The following is a 12,872-nucleotide window of genomic DNA, read 5'->3' on the forward strand; positions in this document are numbered from 1 at the left end:
TGCAGTTGCAATCGATGCAGCCGAGGAAAGCGGTTTGGAACAGAGCAGACGCATCAAATTTCGCGAGGACGAGCGCAGCCTCCTGTTGCGCCTGCTGCTTCAGGTCGCAAGCGCTCGTGAGCCCGAGGTCGCCGCCGTACTGAGCGGGCGTCGGTCGCTTGTCTCGCTTGCCGCGGAACAACGCATCCCGGCGCTTCAGGCGAGCGGCGTGTGGTTCCAGTTGTTGACGATTGCCGACGAGTTGCTTGCCATGCGGGCGCGGCGCGAACTCGAACAAGGCGCGGGCGCCGACGAGGTGACCGGGTCCTTCGCCAGCGTGGTCGCGCAGATGGCGGCGAACGGCCGCTCGGCGGGGGAAGTCCAGGCCACGCTCGATGAGCTATGTGTCGGGCCGACCATGACCGCGCACCCCACTGAGGCCAAGCGCGTCACGGTGCTGGAGATCCATCGCCGCATCTATCGCAAGTTGACCGAGCTCGACCAGCCGCGCTGGGCGCCGCGCGAACGCGACCTGTTGGTCGCCGATCTGGAAAGCGAGATCGAGCTTCTGTGGATGACGGGCGAGCTGCGACTTGAGCGCCCGACGGTCGAGGGCGAAATCGCCTGGGGCCTGCACTTCTTTCGCGAGGTCATCTTCGAGGCAACGCCGCAGCTCTACGGCAAGCTTCAAGGCGCGTTCGAGCGCCACTATCCGGGAGAGCCGATCAGAATCCCGTCCTTCATGCGCTATGCCTCGTGGATCGGCGGCGACCGCGACGGCAATCCGAATGTGACGGCCGCAGTCACCGCTCATGCCCTGGCCGAATACCGCAATACTGGCATGGGCTGTTACCTGACGCAGGTGCAGCGGCTGGTGACGGTGCTCAGCGCCAGCTCCAACGTCATCGACCTGCCGCCGGGCTTTAAGCCGGTGCTGCAAACGGCGCTTGATAAAAGCGGACAGGCGCAAGCGATTGCCGCCCGCAACCCCGATGAACCGCTTCGCCAATTCGCTTCGGCCATGCTTGCCCGGCTGGCGGCGACGCGCGACGGCGGCGCGGCGGCATATCTCTCGGCGGAGGCGTTTCGTGCCGATCTCAACGCACTGTCTTCCGTTCTCGAAGCGATCGGTGGGCGCGCGGTCGCCAGGCGCTTCGTCCAGCCTCTCATCTGGCAAGCCGGAAGCTTCGGCTTCCGTACGGTCTCGCTCGACATCCGGCAGAACTCCACGGTCGTCAACCGGGTGCTGGCCGAGCTGTTTGCGCTGACAGATCCGGCCGACCCGGTCTCACCCGGCACGCCGCGATGGTCGGCGCACCTCCGCTCAAGCCTCAGCCAGGGCGAGCAACCGGAGATCGGCGCAGGCCGGCTCTCGCCTGAGGCGGCCGAACTGCTTTCGACATTCTTTGTCATCGCCAGGCACAATTCGGGCGCGGATACCGACACCGTTGGCTCGTTCGTGCTCAGCATGACCCGCTCGGCCGACGACCTGCTCGCGGTGTATCTGCTGGCGCAATATTGCGGACTTTCGACCGCCCCTGGTAGTAGCGGCACGATCAGGCTGCGCATCGTGCCATTGTTCGAGACCATCGCCGATCTGCAGGCCGCTCCTGCCGTCCTGAATGATTTGCTCGGTGTTTCGCTGGTGCGGCGGACTGTGCGCGATTTTGGCGCGCGCCAGGAAATCATGCTTGGCTATTCGGATTCCAACAAGGACGGCGGCTTCCTCGCCTCCAATTGGGAACTGGCGAAAGCACAAAAGCGCCTTGCCGCGATCGGGCGCAAGCACAAGGTCAGGATCAGTTTCTTTCACGGTCGCGGCGGCTCCGTCAGCCGTGGCGGCGCGCCGACCGGCCGGGCGATCGCGGCGCAGCCGGCGGGCACTGTCGCCGGCAGGATGCGGGTAACCGAGCAGGGCGAGGTCGTTTCTTCGAAATTCGCCAATCGCGGCACCGGCCTCAACCAGCTCGAGGTTCTCGCCGCCGGCGTTCTGGCCCACAGTGTCGGATCGCCCGCTGATGTCGGGCCGAAGGAAACGCCGGAGTTCGACGAAGCGCTCGAGGCTCTGGCGGGCATGTCGCAGGCATCCTATGCCCGGTTGATGGCCGAGCCCGGCTTCCTCGATTATTTCAACCAGGCGAGCCCCGTTGCGGAACTGGCGCTGCTGAAGATGGGCTCACGGCCGGATCGCCGTTTCGGCGCCAGCGGCATTGCCGACCTGCGCGCCATTCCATGGGTGTTCGCCTGGAGCCAGAACCGTCATCTGTTGACCGGCTGGTATGGCATCGGCAGCGCGCTGAACGCCTTCGTCACGGTGCGCGGCGAGGCCGGGCGCGAGCTTCTGGCCCGCATGTTCGAGCGCTCGCGCTTCTTCCGTCTGATCGTCGACGAGGCCGAGAAGACGCTCTACCAGTCCGACATGGAGATCGCGCAGCTCTACGCCGGCCTGGTAGCCGACGCCGATGCAGCTTGGCGAATCTACGGCCGCATCGGAGCCGAATACGAGCTGACGCGACGCCTGATCGGTGACCTCACCGGAGGCGATCTTTCCGCGCGCTTTCCGATGTTCAAGCGGCGCTTCGACAATCTGCGACGACAGATGGACGACATCCACCGCTTGCAGGTCGATCTGCTGCGCGAGGTTCGGACCAGTCCCGGCACGGCGGATCGAAGGCGGACGACCGACGCTCTGCTCGTCTCGATCAATTGCATCTCGGCCGGCCTTGGCTGGACGGGATAGGCCCGGTTTTTTGTCAGAACTGAAGGGCTTGAAACCCAAAGCGGCGGTGCGGTCCTCAGGATCTGGCGCCGCTTTTGTTTTGGCCCGCAGAACGTCGGACGCGCCGCCTCACGGGCTCATCCAAGCAGTGCCTTTTTGGGGGAGAATGGTGCGGTCGAGAAGACTCGAACTTCCACGGGTTGCCCCACAGCGACCTCAACGCTGCGCGTCTACCAATTCCGCCACGACCGCACGTGGTAGGAGCCGGAACCGTCCGGCCCGGGGCCTGTAGCAAATCGTTTCCGGCGAAACAAGGGTGCCGTGCGGAATATTCGCTAATGCATGTCGCCCAAAAGTGCGTGGCGGTTTTTGGGAGAACGACATGCTCAGACAAAGCTCCTGGCGCAATGCTCCACAGCCTCGACACGGGCCGGGCGAAACTGGACGTTTCAGCCAATTGCCGCCATATGAGGGGAGCATCGAGAAAGTTCCATGACAGAACGCAGCCAGATCGCCACGTCGTTCCTGCCCCTTCCCGGTTCGGCGCCGGTCGAGTGGGTCATCGAGCCCGGCCTGACGTCTTATCCCGACGCGCTCGCCTTCATGGAATCGCGCGCCGAGGCCATCCGCAATGGCGCTGCCGGCGAGATGGTCTGGCTGGTCGAGCATCCGCCGCTCTACACCGCCGGCACCAGCGCCCGTATCGAGGACCTCATCGACCCTGACCGCTTTCCGGTCTTTGCCGCGGGACGCGGCGGCGAATACACCTATCACGGCCCCGGCCAGCGCGTCGCCTATGTCATGCTCGACTTGAAGCGCCGGCGCGAGGATGTTCGCGCCTTCGTTGCCGCGCTCGAAGAGTGGATCATCGGCACGCTTGCCGCCTTCAACGTGCGCGGCGAGCGCCGCGAGGATCGCGTCGGTGTCTGGGTGGTGCGGCCGGATCGCCCTGCCATGCCTGACGGCAGGCCCGCCGAGGACAAGATCGCCGCCATCGGCATCAGGCTCAGGCGCTGGATAAGCTTTCACGGCATTGCCATCAATGTCGAGCCGGAGCTTTCCCACTTCGGTGGCATCGTGCCCTGCGGCGTTTCGGACCATGGCGTGACCAGCCTCGTCGATCTCGGCCTTCCGGTCACCATGGCCGATCTCGATATCGCGCTGAAATCCGCCTTCGAGGACGTGTTCGGGCCTGCCGCGGCCCCGGTCGCCGAGCCGGCCCGAAAGGCAGGGTAATCCGGCGCGGCTACATCAGTTGCGCGGAGGCCCAGAGCACGCCATAGCCGTGAATGGAAAAGACCGCCAGCAGCGCGCCGGCCATGGCCAGGCGATCGAAGGCGTGGATCGGCTTCAGCTCGTGACGCGGTTTCACGCCGCTGCCGACCGTGAGCAGGCTGAGGACCGAGAACACCGCGCCGGCGACGAGCAGAAAGCTTGGCGAGAAGCCGGCGCGCCAGCCGAGCGCCAGCAACGCGAACAGCAGCAGGAAGGAGGCCAGCGCCAGCGCGATCGGGCCCGGGCAGATTTGGCGCAGCACTTGGCCGCCGTCGAACTTCCACACCGGCACCAGATTGGCGATGTTGAACAGCGACGCGCAGCCGGCAAGCGTCGCCAGCAGCACTGCCGCCGGGCGGTGTCCTTCGCTGCCGGCAAGGCCGCTGGCGGCGATCAGCAGAGGCACCAGGAAAGCGGAGAAGCCCGCACCCATCAGCGCCACGAAGGCGACCTCGAAGCGGCTGTCATACGGCCTGCCGCCCATGGCGATACCGCCGAGCAACGGAATGAAGATCATGCGCACCCGGCGATGCCCCGTCAGGCGGAATGCCGCCATGTGGCCAAGCTCGTGCAGCGCCACCACCGAAGTTAGGATGACAGCCAGCGCCAGTCCCCCGAGGTTGAGGCCGAAGAACGGCCACAGGATGAAGGCCGAAAGCACGGCAAAGCCTATCTGGCTCACCGGATGCTCGAACCAGCCGCCCCTGCGATACGTTCCGGTTCTCGCCCAGACCTGCAACTTGGCGAGCTCGCGGCGCATGGCGAAGTAGCGGAAGATCAGGAAGGCGACGCCGCGATAGCGGTCGGTTTGCGTGAGCGTAACGCGCGTCGCATCGCCTTCGGGCGCGAGCGCGGTGGTTTCGCGATAGTCGGCCCAGAACGAGGGATCGAGAGCCGTGTCCTCAACGACGCGCATCGAGAAACGGCTGCCTTCCACCACATCGTCGAACCGCGCCTTGCGTTCGATCGGCCGCCCGTCGCGCCCTTCCCAGGACAGTTTGATCAGCGCCGTCCCCTCGCCGTCCAGCGGTTCGACGGAAAGGATTTCACCCGACCAGCCGGCGTCGCTGCCGAACGGCCACAGCGCCTGCCACAGGCGATTCCGGTCAGCCTCGATCATGCGGCTCACCGTAACTGTGCGCAGCCCGAGCGGCACTGTCATCAAGAGAAAGATCAGTCCGAGATTTCCGGCCACGAGTGTGACCGTGGCGATGACCGACACTGCCCTTGCTCCCTGTCTTTGCGAGCCAAGCTAGCGGGGTGCGGCCAAGAAAAGCTTAACAACGGGCGGGCTGTTCCAAACAGAGAGCGGACCCTTCGCCCGCCCAGGGAGGCGGCCGCCAGCCGCCTGCTCACATGGCGCCAATCCAGATCGCCATGGAAATGAGAAAGGTGCTCATGCAGACCAGCGAGACGACATCCTGAACCAGATCGGCCATAACTCTCTCCTGTTGCTAGTATGTTCGCAATTTGTTCTAATTTTGTTCGAATGTCAACGATCGAAGAACGGGGAACTCAGGCGATCCGTTTGGGCAGGGTTAAGGAAAGGTTGACGAGACGCGCGCGGAGGGCAGGTCGAGATCAGGCCGAGCCGAGGATGGCGGCTTTTGAGAACCGGAACGGGGGTACGTATTAGAACGTAGGTGAGTACGGAAGCGCAGGAAGCTGCGCTCGATAGGCCGGCCCCAGCCTAATATCGGCTTGCCTTAAAGCGGCACCACCTTGCCTTCTGCCAGCGTCACCCGCCGGTCCATGCGCCCGGCGAGCTCGTGATTGTGGGTGGCGATCAGCGCCGCCAGCCCCGACTGCCTGACCAGCGCCTCCAGCGCATCGAACACGTAGGAGGCGGTGGCCGGGTCGAGATTGCCGGTAGGTTCGTCGGCCAGCAGCACCAGCGGCGCATTGGCGACCGCGCGCGCGATCGCCACGCGCTGCTGCTCGCCGCCGGATAGCTCGGCCGGCCGATGCTGCGCCCGCTTGCCGATCTGCATGTAGTCGAGAAGCTGCGCCGCCCGCTCGGATGCCTCCTTGCGGCCGAGCCCCTTGATCAGCTGCGGCATCATGATGTTTTCGAGCGCGGTGAACTCCGGCAGCAGATGATGGAACTGGTAGACGAAGCCGACATCGTTGCGGCGGATAGCCGTGCGCTCGTCATCCGACAGCCGGCCACAGGCGCGGCCGCTGAGGATCACGTCGCCGGCGTCCGGCCGCTCGAGCAGCCCCGCCGTATGCAGCAGCGTCGACTTGCCGGTGCCCGACGGCGCCACCAGCGCCACCATCTCGCCACGCCTAAGCGAGAAGTCAGCGCCGTTCAGAATGGTCAGCTTGCGCGGCCCCTGGACATAGTGCCGCTCGACGCCCTTAAGCTCGATAATGGCTTCGGCCATCACTCGTACCTCAAGGCTTCGACCGGATCGAGCCGGGCTGCGCGCCAAGCCGGAAACACCGTGGCCAGGAAAGACAGGGTGAGCGCCATGATGACGACATAGGTGGTCTCGCGCGGGTCCATCTTCGCAGGCAACTGGCTGAGGAAATAGAGCTCGGGATTGAACAGGATCCTGCCGGTCATCCAGGAGAAGAACTGGCGGATCGATTCGATGTTGAGGCAGATGACGACGCCGAGCAGCACGCCGGCGATAGTGCCGGTGACCCCGATCGCAGCCCCCGTCATCAGGAAAATGCGCAGGATCGCGCCGCGCGACGCGCCCATGGTGCGCAGGATCGCGATGTCGTGGCCCTTGTCCTTCACCAGCATGATGAGGCCGGAGATGATGTTGAGCGCCGCCACCAGCACGATCAGCGTGAGAATCATGAACATGACGTTGCGCTCGACCTGCAGCGCCGAGAAGAAGGTCTCGTTGCGCTGGCGCCAGTCGACGAGGTCGACCGGCCGCTGCGCAGCCTGCTCGACCAACGGCTTCAGCGCATCGACATTGTCGGGATTGCCGACATAGATCTCGATGGTCTGCGCCCGTCCGTCCATGTTGAAATAGAGCTGCGCTTCGGAGAACGGCATGTAGACGATCGAGCTGTCATATTCCGACATGCCGACCTCGAAAATTGCCGCCACCTTGTAGCCCTTCATGCGGGGCGTGGTGCCAAGCGGGGTAACGTCGCCTTCGGGTGAGATCAGCGTGATGGTGTCGCCGAGCACCAGCCCGAGATTCTCGGCCATGCGCTTGCCGATCGCCACGCCATCGCCGGTGTCGAAACCGTCGAGCGTGCCCTGCTTGATGTTGCTGGACACAATCGAGATCTTGTTGAGATCCTCGGCGCGAATGCCGCGCACCAGCGCGCCGGTGCCGCCGCCGACATTGCCTTGCGCCAGCACCTGCCCGTCGATCAGTGGGATGGCGTATTTGACGCCGGCAACGCCGTTGATGCGGCTCGCCACCTGCGCATAGTCCTCCAGCGGCGAATCGAGCGGCTGCACGATCAGATGGCCGTTGACGCCGAGGATGCGGGTGAGCAGCTCGGCGCGAAAACCGTTCATCACCGCCATGACGACGATCAGCGTGGCGACGCCCAGCATGATGCCGAGGAACGAGATCGAGGCGATGACCGAGATCACCGTCTCCTTGCGCCGCGAACGCAGGTAGCGCCACGCCACCATGCGCTCGAAGCCTGAAAAGGCGCCTGCCGGCGATCGAGCTGCAGCCGCCTCGCCCATTACGCGATACCCAGGCGTTTCTGGGCCTCCGCGATCGGCAGCGTCTCGCGCTCGCCGCTCCGGCGGTTCTTGATCTCGACCTCGCCGCTAGCCACCCCGCGCGGTCCGACGATCACCTGCCAGGGCAGGCCGATCAGGTCGGCGGTTGCGAACTTGCCGCCCGGCCGCTGGTCGGTGTCGTCATAAAGAACGTCCTTGCCGGCCGAGGTCAGCGCTGCGTAGAGCTCGTCGCAGACGCGGTCGCATTCGGCGTCGCCGACCTTCATGTTGATCAGACCGATATCGAACGGCGCGACCGCTTCCGGCCAAATGATGCCGTTCTCATCATGGCTTGCCTCGATGATCGCCGCGACCAGCCGCGACGGGCCGATGCCGTAGGAACCGCCCGAAGCATAATGGTCCTTGCCATCGGGACCGGTGACCTTCGCGTTCATCGGCTTGGAATACTTCTCGCCGAAATGGAAGATATGGCCGACCTCGATGCCGCGCGCCGAGAGCCTCTCGCCTTCGGGCACCTTCTCCCATGCCGCTTCGTCATGCATCTCGTCGGTGGCGGCATAAGGAGTCGTCCATTTCGTCACGATGCCGCCGATCTCGGCATCGTTGGAGAAGTTCGTATCCGCGCTGGGCACGTCGAGCGACAGATAGGCGCGATCGCAGAACACCTGGCTCTCGCCGGTCTCGGCCAGGATGATGAACTCGTGGCTGAGGTCGCCGCCGATCGGGCCGGTATCGGCCCGCATCGGAATGGCCTGCAGGCCCATGCGCGTGAACGTCCTCAAGTATGAGACGAACATGCGGTTATAGGCGGCTCTGGCGCCTTCAAAATCGAGATCGAAGGAGTAAGCGTCCTTCATCAGGAACTCGCGCGAGCGCATCACGCCGAAGCGGGGGCGCACCTCGTCGCGGAACTTCCACTGGATGTGATAGAGGTTGAGCGGCAGGTCCTTGTAGGACTTGACGTAGGCGCGGAAGATCTCGGTGACCATTTCCTCATTGGTCGGACCATAGAGCATGTCGCGGTCCTGCCGGTCCTTGATGCGCAGCATCTCCTTGCCGTAGTCATTGTAACGGCCGCTCTCGCGCCACAGATCCGCCGACTGGATCGTGGGCATCAGGATTTCCAGCGCGCCGGCTCGATTCTGCTCCTCGCGGATGATCTGGCAGACCTTGTCCAGCACGCGCTTGCCGAGCGGTAGCCAGGAGAAGCTGCCCTGCCCCTGCTGGCGGATCATGCCGGCGCGCAGCATCAGCCGATGCGAGACGATTTCGGCCTCACGGGGGTTTTCTTTCAGAATGGGCAGGAAGTAGCGCGACAAACGCATGGACTGGTCCGTTGAATGAAAAAATGGCGGCGCGGGGAATCGGCGCAACCGAGGCTGCTTGCCCGGGCTTCATAGCCATTTCATGACCGAATGGAAACCCGAGCGCTCCAAAGTGTTGCGGCGTTCTGCGCATGATCAAAAGGGCCCGCTTTGGCCACCAAAGTGCCGCATATGGCCTTTTGATCGATTCACAAGCAAGCCCTGCCCCACTATTGTGCAGTGCAGCACGATATTGCCTATTTGGGGGCAAAATTCTTCGTGACATTTTCACCTGCCTTGGTCTAGTGTGCGCCGATAACCGAGAGGGCGGAGAAAAATCTGCTCTCCTACGCGGTCAAAGTCTTGGGAGGATGCGATCTAGGCGCGGTTACTCGCTGCCGCCGGACACCGGAAACAGATCGGACGCGTTTAAATTGCAAGGCCTCGTGCCTTGCATTTTTTTTGTGCAATCATCTGCTTAGCACCACGATCTGCCAAACAGCATTATGCTGCGTCAGCCCTTGAAATCGGAAGCCGGCTTCCGATTTCAACCAGCACGGGCGCGGGCTGATCAATACTTGCGGAAACTGGACAGAGCGCTAGCGGCCGGCAGTATGAGTAAAGTCCGGCACGATGTGCGGAATGTCGTCGAAACCGAAGCCGAGCCCCCTTGTCAGGCCGTAGAAAATGCCGATCACGATCGCGGTGACGACCGTCGTGCGGATCGCCGCGCGCAGCATGTGCGGTCCCTTCGGCGCGCTCGAGACCGTGCCGAGCGTCACGTCCTTGTCCTCATCCTGGGTGCGCAGGCTGAAGGGCAGCACCGCAAACAGCACCAGCCACCAGGTGACGAAGAACAGTGCGACAAAGGAAACCCAGTTCATGCCTGCTCCAATTCGACCAGCGTGCCGAAGAAATCCTTGGGATGCAGGAACAGCACCGGCTTGCCATGCGCGCCGATCTTCGGATTGCCGTCGCCGAGAACACGCGCGCCGCTCGCCTCGAGATGGTCGCGCGCGACGAGGATATCGTCGACCTCGTAGCAGACATGATGCATGCCGCCCGACGGGTTCTTCGCGAGGAAAGCTGCGATCGGCGAAGCGTCGCCCAGCGGCTCCAGCAGCTCGATCTTGGTGTTGCCGACATCGACGAACACAACCGTGACGCCATGTTCCGGCAGCGCCTGCGGCTCGCTCAGCCGAGCGCCCAGCGTATCGCGATACGCAGCTGTCGCCGCAGCCAGGTTCGGCACGGCAAGCGCGACATGATTTAGGCGTCCGAGCATAAGCGTTCCGAAAGTTGGAGTAGGGGGTAGGAAAAACTCCGAGCTATTTGCTATTTGCTATTCCCTACTCCCTTATTCCCGTACTCCCCTACTCCCTTATCTAGTGACAAACACCGTCACCAGCGGCTTCTTGCCCCAGGCTTCGTTGGCGGCGCCGCGGACGGCGCGGCGCACGGCCTCCTGCACAAGGTCGAGGTCTTTTCTGCGCTGGCGGGGGATCGAGTCCACCGCGCCGATTGCCGCATCGAGCATCAAGTCCTCCAGCGCCTCGCCGCTGGCATCGGCCTCGGCGACGCCGATCGCCACCAGATCGGGATCGCCGGCTAGCTCGTATTTCTCGTCGAGCACGACGTTGACCGCGACATGCCCGGCATAGGACAGCTTGCGCCGGTCGCGTATGCCCATCGCCTGGTCGGTTCCGATCAAGTATCCATCCTTGTAGAGGCGGCCGAACGGCACCTGGTCGATGATCGTGGCCGGACCGGGCCAGAGCCTCAGCATATCGCCGTCGCGCACCTGTGCCACCTGGCCGATGCCCGACATCGACATCAGCGAGCCCTGCGCCACCAGATGCGCCGCCTCGCCGTGCACCGGCACGCCGATCTGCGGCCGCACCCATTCATACATCTTGCGCAATTCGCTGCGGCGCGGATGGCCGGAGACATGCACCAGCGCGTCGCCGTCCTCGATGATCTTCATGCCGAGGTCGATCAGCCGGTTCTTGATCTCCAGGATCGCCTTCTCGTTGCCGGGAATGGTGCGCGAGGAAAACACCACCGTGTCGCCGGCCGTCAGCGCCACCGACTTCATCTCGTCGCGCGACAGCTTCGCAAGTGCGGCCAGCGGCTCGCCCTGGCTGCCGGTGCAGATGACCACCAGATTCTCGCGCGGGATATAGCCGTAATCCTCCTCGGCAATGAATTCCGGCAGGCCGTCCATGTAGCCGAGTTCGGTCGCGACATCGATCACGCGCTTCAGCGAGCGGCCGAGCACAAGGCACTGGCGGCCGGCGTCCCGCGCAGCCTTGGCGATCGAAACGATGCGCCCGACATTGGAGGAAAAGGTGGTGACCGCGACGCGGCCCTTGGCGTTTTCGATGACGCCTTTCAGGCCCTCGCCGACCGCCACTTCCGACGGCGACTCCCCTTCCCGCAGCGCATTGGTGGAATCGCAGATCAGCGCCAGCACGCCCTTGTCGCCGTAAGCGCGGAAGCGCGCCTCATCCGTCTTGGGGCCGATCGTCGGCGCCGGATCGATCTTCCAGTCGCCGGTGTGGATTACCGTGCCGGCGGGCGTAGCGATCGCCAGCGACATCGGCTCGGGAATGGAATGCGCAACCGGGATGGCTTCGATCTCGAACGGCCCGATAGTGAACGTCTCGCCGGCCCTGTAGATCATTGCCGGGATTTTTGGCGCGTTCTGCTCGCCCTGCCGTTTGGCCTCCAGCAGGCCGGCGGTGAACGGCGTCATCCAGACCGGCACTTTGAGCTTCGGCCAGATATCGAGCAGCGCGCCGTAATGGTCCTCATGCGCATGGGTTACGACCACGCCGCGCAAGCCGTCGAGGTTCTCCTCGATGAAGCGTGTGTCGGGCAGGATCAGATCGACGCCCGGATGCGCGCTGTCCGGAAATGTGACTCCGACATCGACTACGATCCATTCGCGCGCGTCCGCGGGCCCGTAGCCATAGAGGGCGAAGTTCATGCCGATCTCGCCGACGCCGCCGAGCGGCGCGAAGACGAGTTCGGCGTTCTCAGTATTCGCCATAAATCCTTTCCTTCCTGGCCAGTCAGGCCAAGCCAATCAAATCAAGTCGTCAAAGACGGGCCGACCCGACCGCGCCGAAATGCACGTCGCCGGCCGCGATCGTCAAAACAGTTCCGTCATCGTCGCGGATCACGAAACGGCAGTCCTCGTCAATGGTTTCGAAGACGCCGCGCACCACATTGCCGTCAATTCTGACAGCAACCTCGCCGCCGAGCCCCGCGGCGCGCGCCAACCAGCGTTTCCTGATCGCGCTAAGTCCCCGCCCGTCGTCCCACAATCTGAAATTCTCGCTCCAGGCATCCGAGAGCGCCAGGAACAGCATCTCGGCATCGCAATTGGCACCCAGCGCCTGCAGCGACGTCGCCGGATAAGGCAGATCCTCGGGGTATGCCACGACGTTGACGCCGATGCCGACGGCAACCGCGAAACGGCCGCCTTCGAGCAGGGTCGATTCCAGCAGGATGCCGGCAAGCTTGGCGCCGGTGGCGAGCACGTCGTTCGGCCATTTCAGCTCGAAGCGGTTGCGTCCTTCGCTGGCTCCGTCCAGGCCAACGGCGATCCGGCCTTGCGGGACGACGGCATCGAGCGCGTCGGCCAATGCAAGCCCGGCGACGAAGCCAAGCGTCGCGGCGAGCCGCAGCTCGCCATTCGGAACCAGAAGCAGCGTCGCCGCCAGATTGCCTTCAGGCGTCGCCCAGGCGCGGCCGCGCCGACCGCGTCCGCTTTCCTGCTTCTTCGAGACGACCCAGAGTTTTCCCGGATCGCCCGCGCGCGCGTGCTCCAGCGCCAGCGCGTTGGTCGAGCCGACGCTGTCATGGGCCTCGAGCCGGAACCCCTCCGACGCCGCGGTTGGAGCCAGCCGAAATGCCATCC

The 12,872-nt window shown here is 64.1% G+C and carries 10 protein-coding genes and 1 tRNA gene; 2 read left to right on the plus strand and 9 right to left on the minus strand.

Features of this window, described 5'->3' with window-relative positions:
- The first annotated feature begins 34 nt into the window (after positions 1-34).
- A complete protein-coding gene (locus tag P9254_RS04010; RefSeq protein ID WP_278053654.1) occupies positions 35-2,719 on the plus strand; it encodes a phosphoenolpyruvate carboxylase in 2,685 nt (894 codons plus the stop codon).
- 146 nt (positions 2,720-2,865) lie between these two features.
- On the opposite strand, the gene P9254_RS04015 is transcribed toward P9254_RS04010, so the two are convergent.
- Positions 2,866-2,950: transfer RNA gene (locus P9254_RS04015), tRNA-Leu, on the minus strand.
- 240 nt (positions 2,951-3,190) lie between these two features.
- Between P9254_RS04015 and lipB the strand changes: the two genes are divergently transcribed.
- A complete protein-coding gene (gene lipB / locus P9254_RS04020; RefSeq protein WP_278053652.1) occupies positions 3,191-3,934 on the plus strand; it encodes a lipoyl(octanoyl) transferase LipB in 744 nt (247 codons plus the stop codon).
- Between the two features lie 10 nt (positions 3,935-3,944).
- Here the strand turns inward: lipB and P9254_RS04025 are convergent, their stop codons facing one another.
- The 8 genes from P9254_RS04025 to P9254_RS04060 all read right to left on the minus strand — a co-directional run bounded on the left by P9254_RS04025 (position 3,945) and on the right by P9254_RS04060 (position 12,870).
- Complete coding sequence (locus P9254_RS04025; RefSeq protein WP_278053650.1) at positions 3,945-5,195, minus strand: SRPBCC family protein; 1,251 nt, start codon at positions 5,193-5,195, stop codon at positions 3,945-3,947.
- 484 nt (positions 5,196-5,679) lie between these two features.
- The gene (locus tag P9254_RS04030) at positions 5,680-6,363 is read right to left on the minus strand and encodes an ABC transporter ATP-binding protein (protein WP_206519875.1); all 684 of its coding nucleotides are present in this window, start codon (positions 6,361-6,363) and stop codon (positions 5,680-5,682) included.
- On the minus strand, positions 6,360-7,643 hold the full coding sequence (locus P9254_RS04035; protein ID WP_278053647.1) for a lipoprotein-releasing ABC transporter permease subunit: 1,284 nt from the start codon (positions 7,641-7,643) through the stop codon (positions 6,360-6,362). The genes P9254_RS04030 and P9254_RS04035 overlap by 4 nt, the downstream gene beginning before the upstream one ends.
- A complete protein-coding gene (gene proS / locus P9254_RS04040; protein WP_127243309.1) occupies positions 7,643-8,968 on the minus strand; it encodes a proline--tRNA ligase in 1,326 nt (441 codons plus the stop codon). The genes P9254_RS04035 and proS overlap by 1 nt, the downstream gene beginning before the upstream one ends.
- Before the next feature lie 578 nt (positions 8,969-9,546).
- Positions 9,547-9,831: a DUF1467 family protein gene (locus tag P9254_RS04045; protein WP_067001240.1), complete on the minus strand. Its 285-nt coding sequence runs from the start codon at positions 9,829-9,831 to the stop codon at positions 9,547-9,549.
- Positions 9,828-10,232, minus strand: coding sequence for a methylmalonyl-CoA epimerase (gene mce / locus P9254_RS04050; RefSeq protein WP_067329189.1), 405 nt, complete (start codon positions 10,230-10,232; stop codon positions 9,828-9,830). Before mce ends, P9254_RS04045 begins: the two co-directional genes overlap by 4 nt.
- 96 nt (positions 10,233-10,328) lie before the next feature.
- The gene (locus P9254_RS04055) at positions 10,329-11,999 is read right to left on the minus strand and encodes a ribonuclease J (protein ID WP_127245737.1); all 1,671 of its coding nucleotides are present in this window, start codon (positions 11,997-11,999) and stop codon (positions 10,329-10,331) included.
- A gap of 49 nt (positions 12,000-12,048) precedes the next feature.
- Entirely contained in the window at positions 12,049-12,870 is an 822-nt protein-coding gene (locus tag P9254_RS04060; RefSeq protein WP_278053644.1) for a biotin--[acetyl-CoA-carboxylase] ligase, read from the minus strand.
- Positions 12,871-12,872 lie beyond the last annotated feature (2 nt).

The organism is Mesorhizobium sp. WSM4983 (assembly GCF_029625765.1).
Classification (GTDB): domain Bacteria; phylum Pseudomonadota; class Alphaproteobacteria; order Rhizobiales; family Rhizobiaceae; genus Mesorhizobium.

Bases quoted from the DNA above. Each gene is read 5' to 3' on its own strand.
- lipB (WP_278053652.1), top strand. From the start codon at position 3,191: ATGACAGAACGCAGCCAGATCGCCACGTCGTTCCTGCCCCTTCCCGGT.
- P9254_RS04035 (WP_278053647.1), bottom strand. From the start codon at position 7,643: ATGGGCGAGGCGGCTGCAGCTCGATCGCCGGCAGGCGCCTTTTCAGGC.
- proS (WP_127243309.1), bottom strand. From the start codon at position 8,968: ATGCGTTTGTCGCGCTACTTCCTGCCCATTCTGAAAGAAAACCCCCGT.
- P9254_RS04045 (WP_067001240.1), bottom strand. From the start codon at position 9,831: ATGAACTGGGTTTCCTTTGTCGCACTGTTCTTCGTCACCTGGTGGCTG.
- mce (WP_067329189.1), bottom strand. From the start codon at position 10,232: ATGCTCGGACGCCTAAATCATGTCGCGCTTGCCGTGCCGAACCTGGCT.
- P9254_RS04055 (WP_127245737.1), bottom strand. From the start codon at position 11,999: ATGGCGAATACTGAGAACGCCGAACTCGTCTTCGCGCCGCTCGGCGGC.
- P9254_RS04060 (WP_278053644.1), bottom strand. From the start codon at position 12,870: ATGGCATTTCGGCTGGCTCCAACCGCGGCGTCGGAGGGGTTCCGGCTC.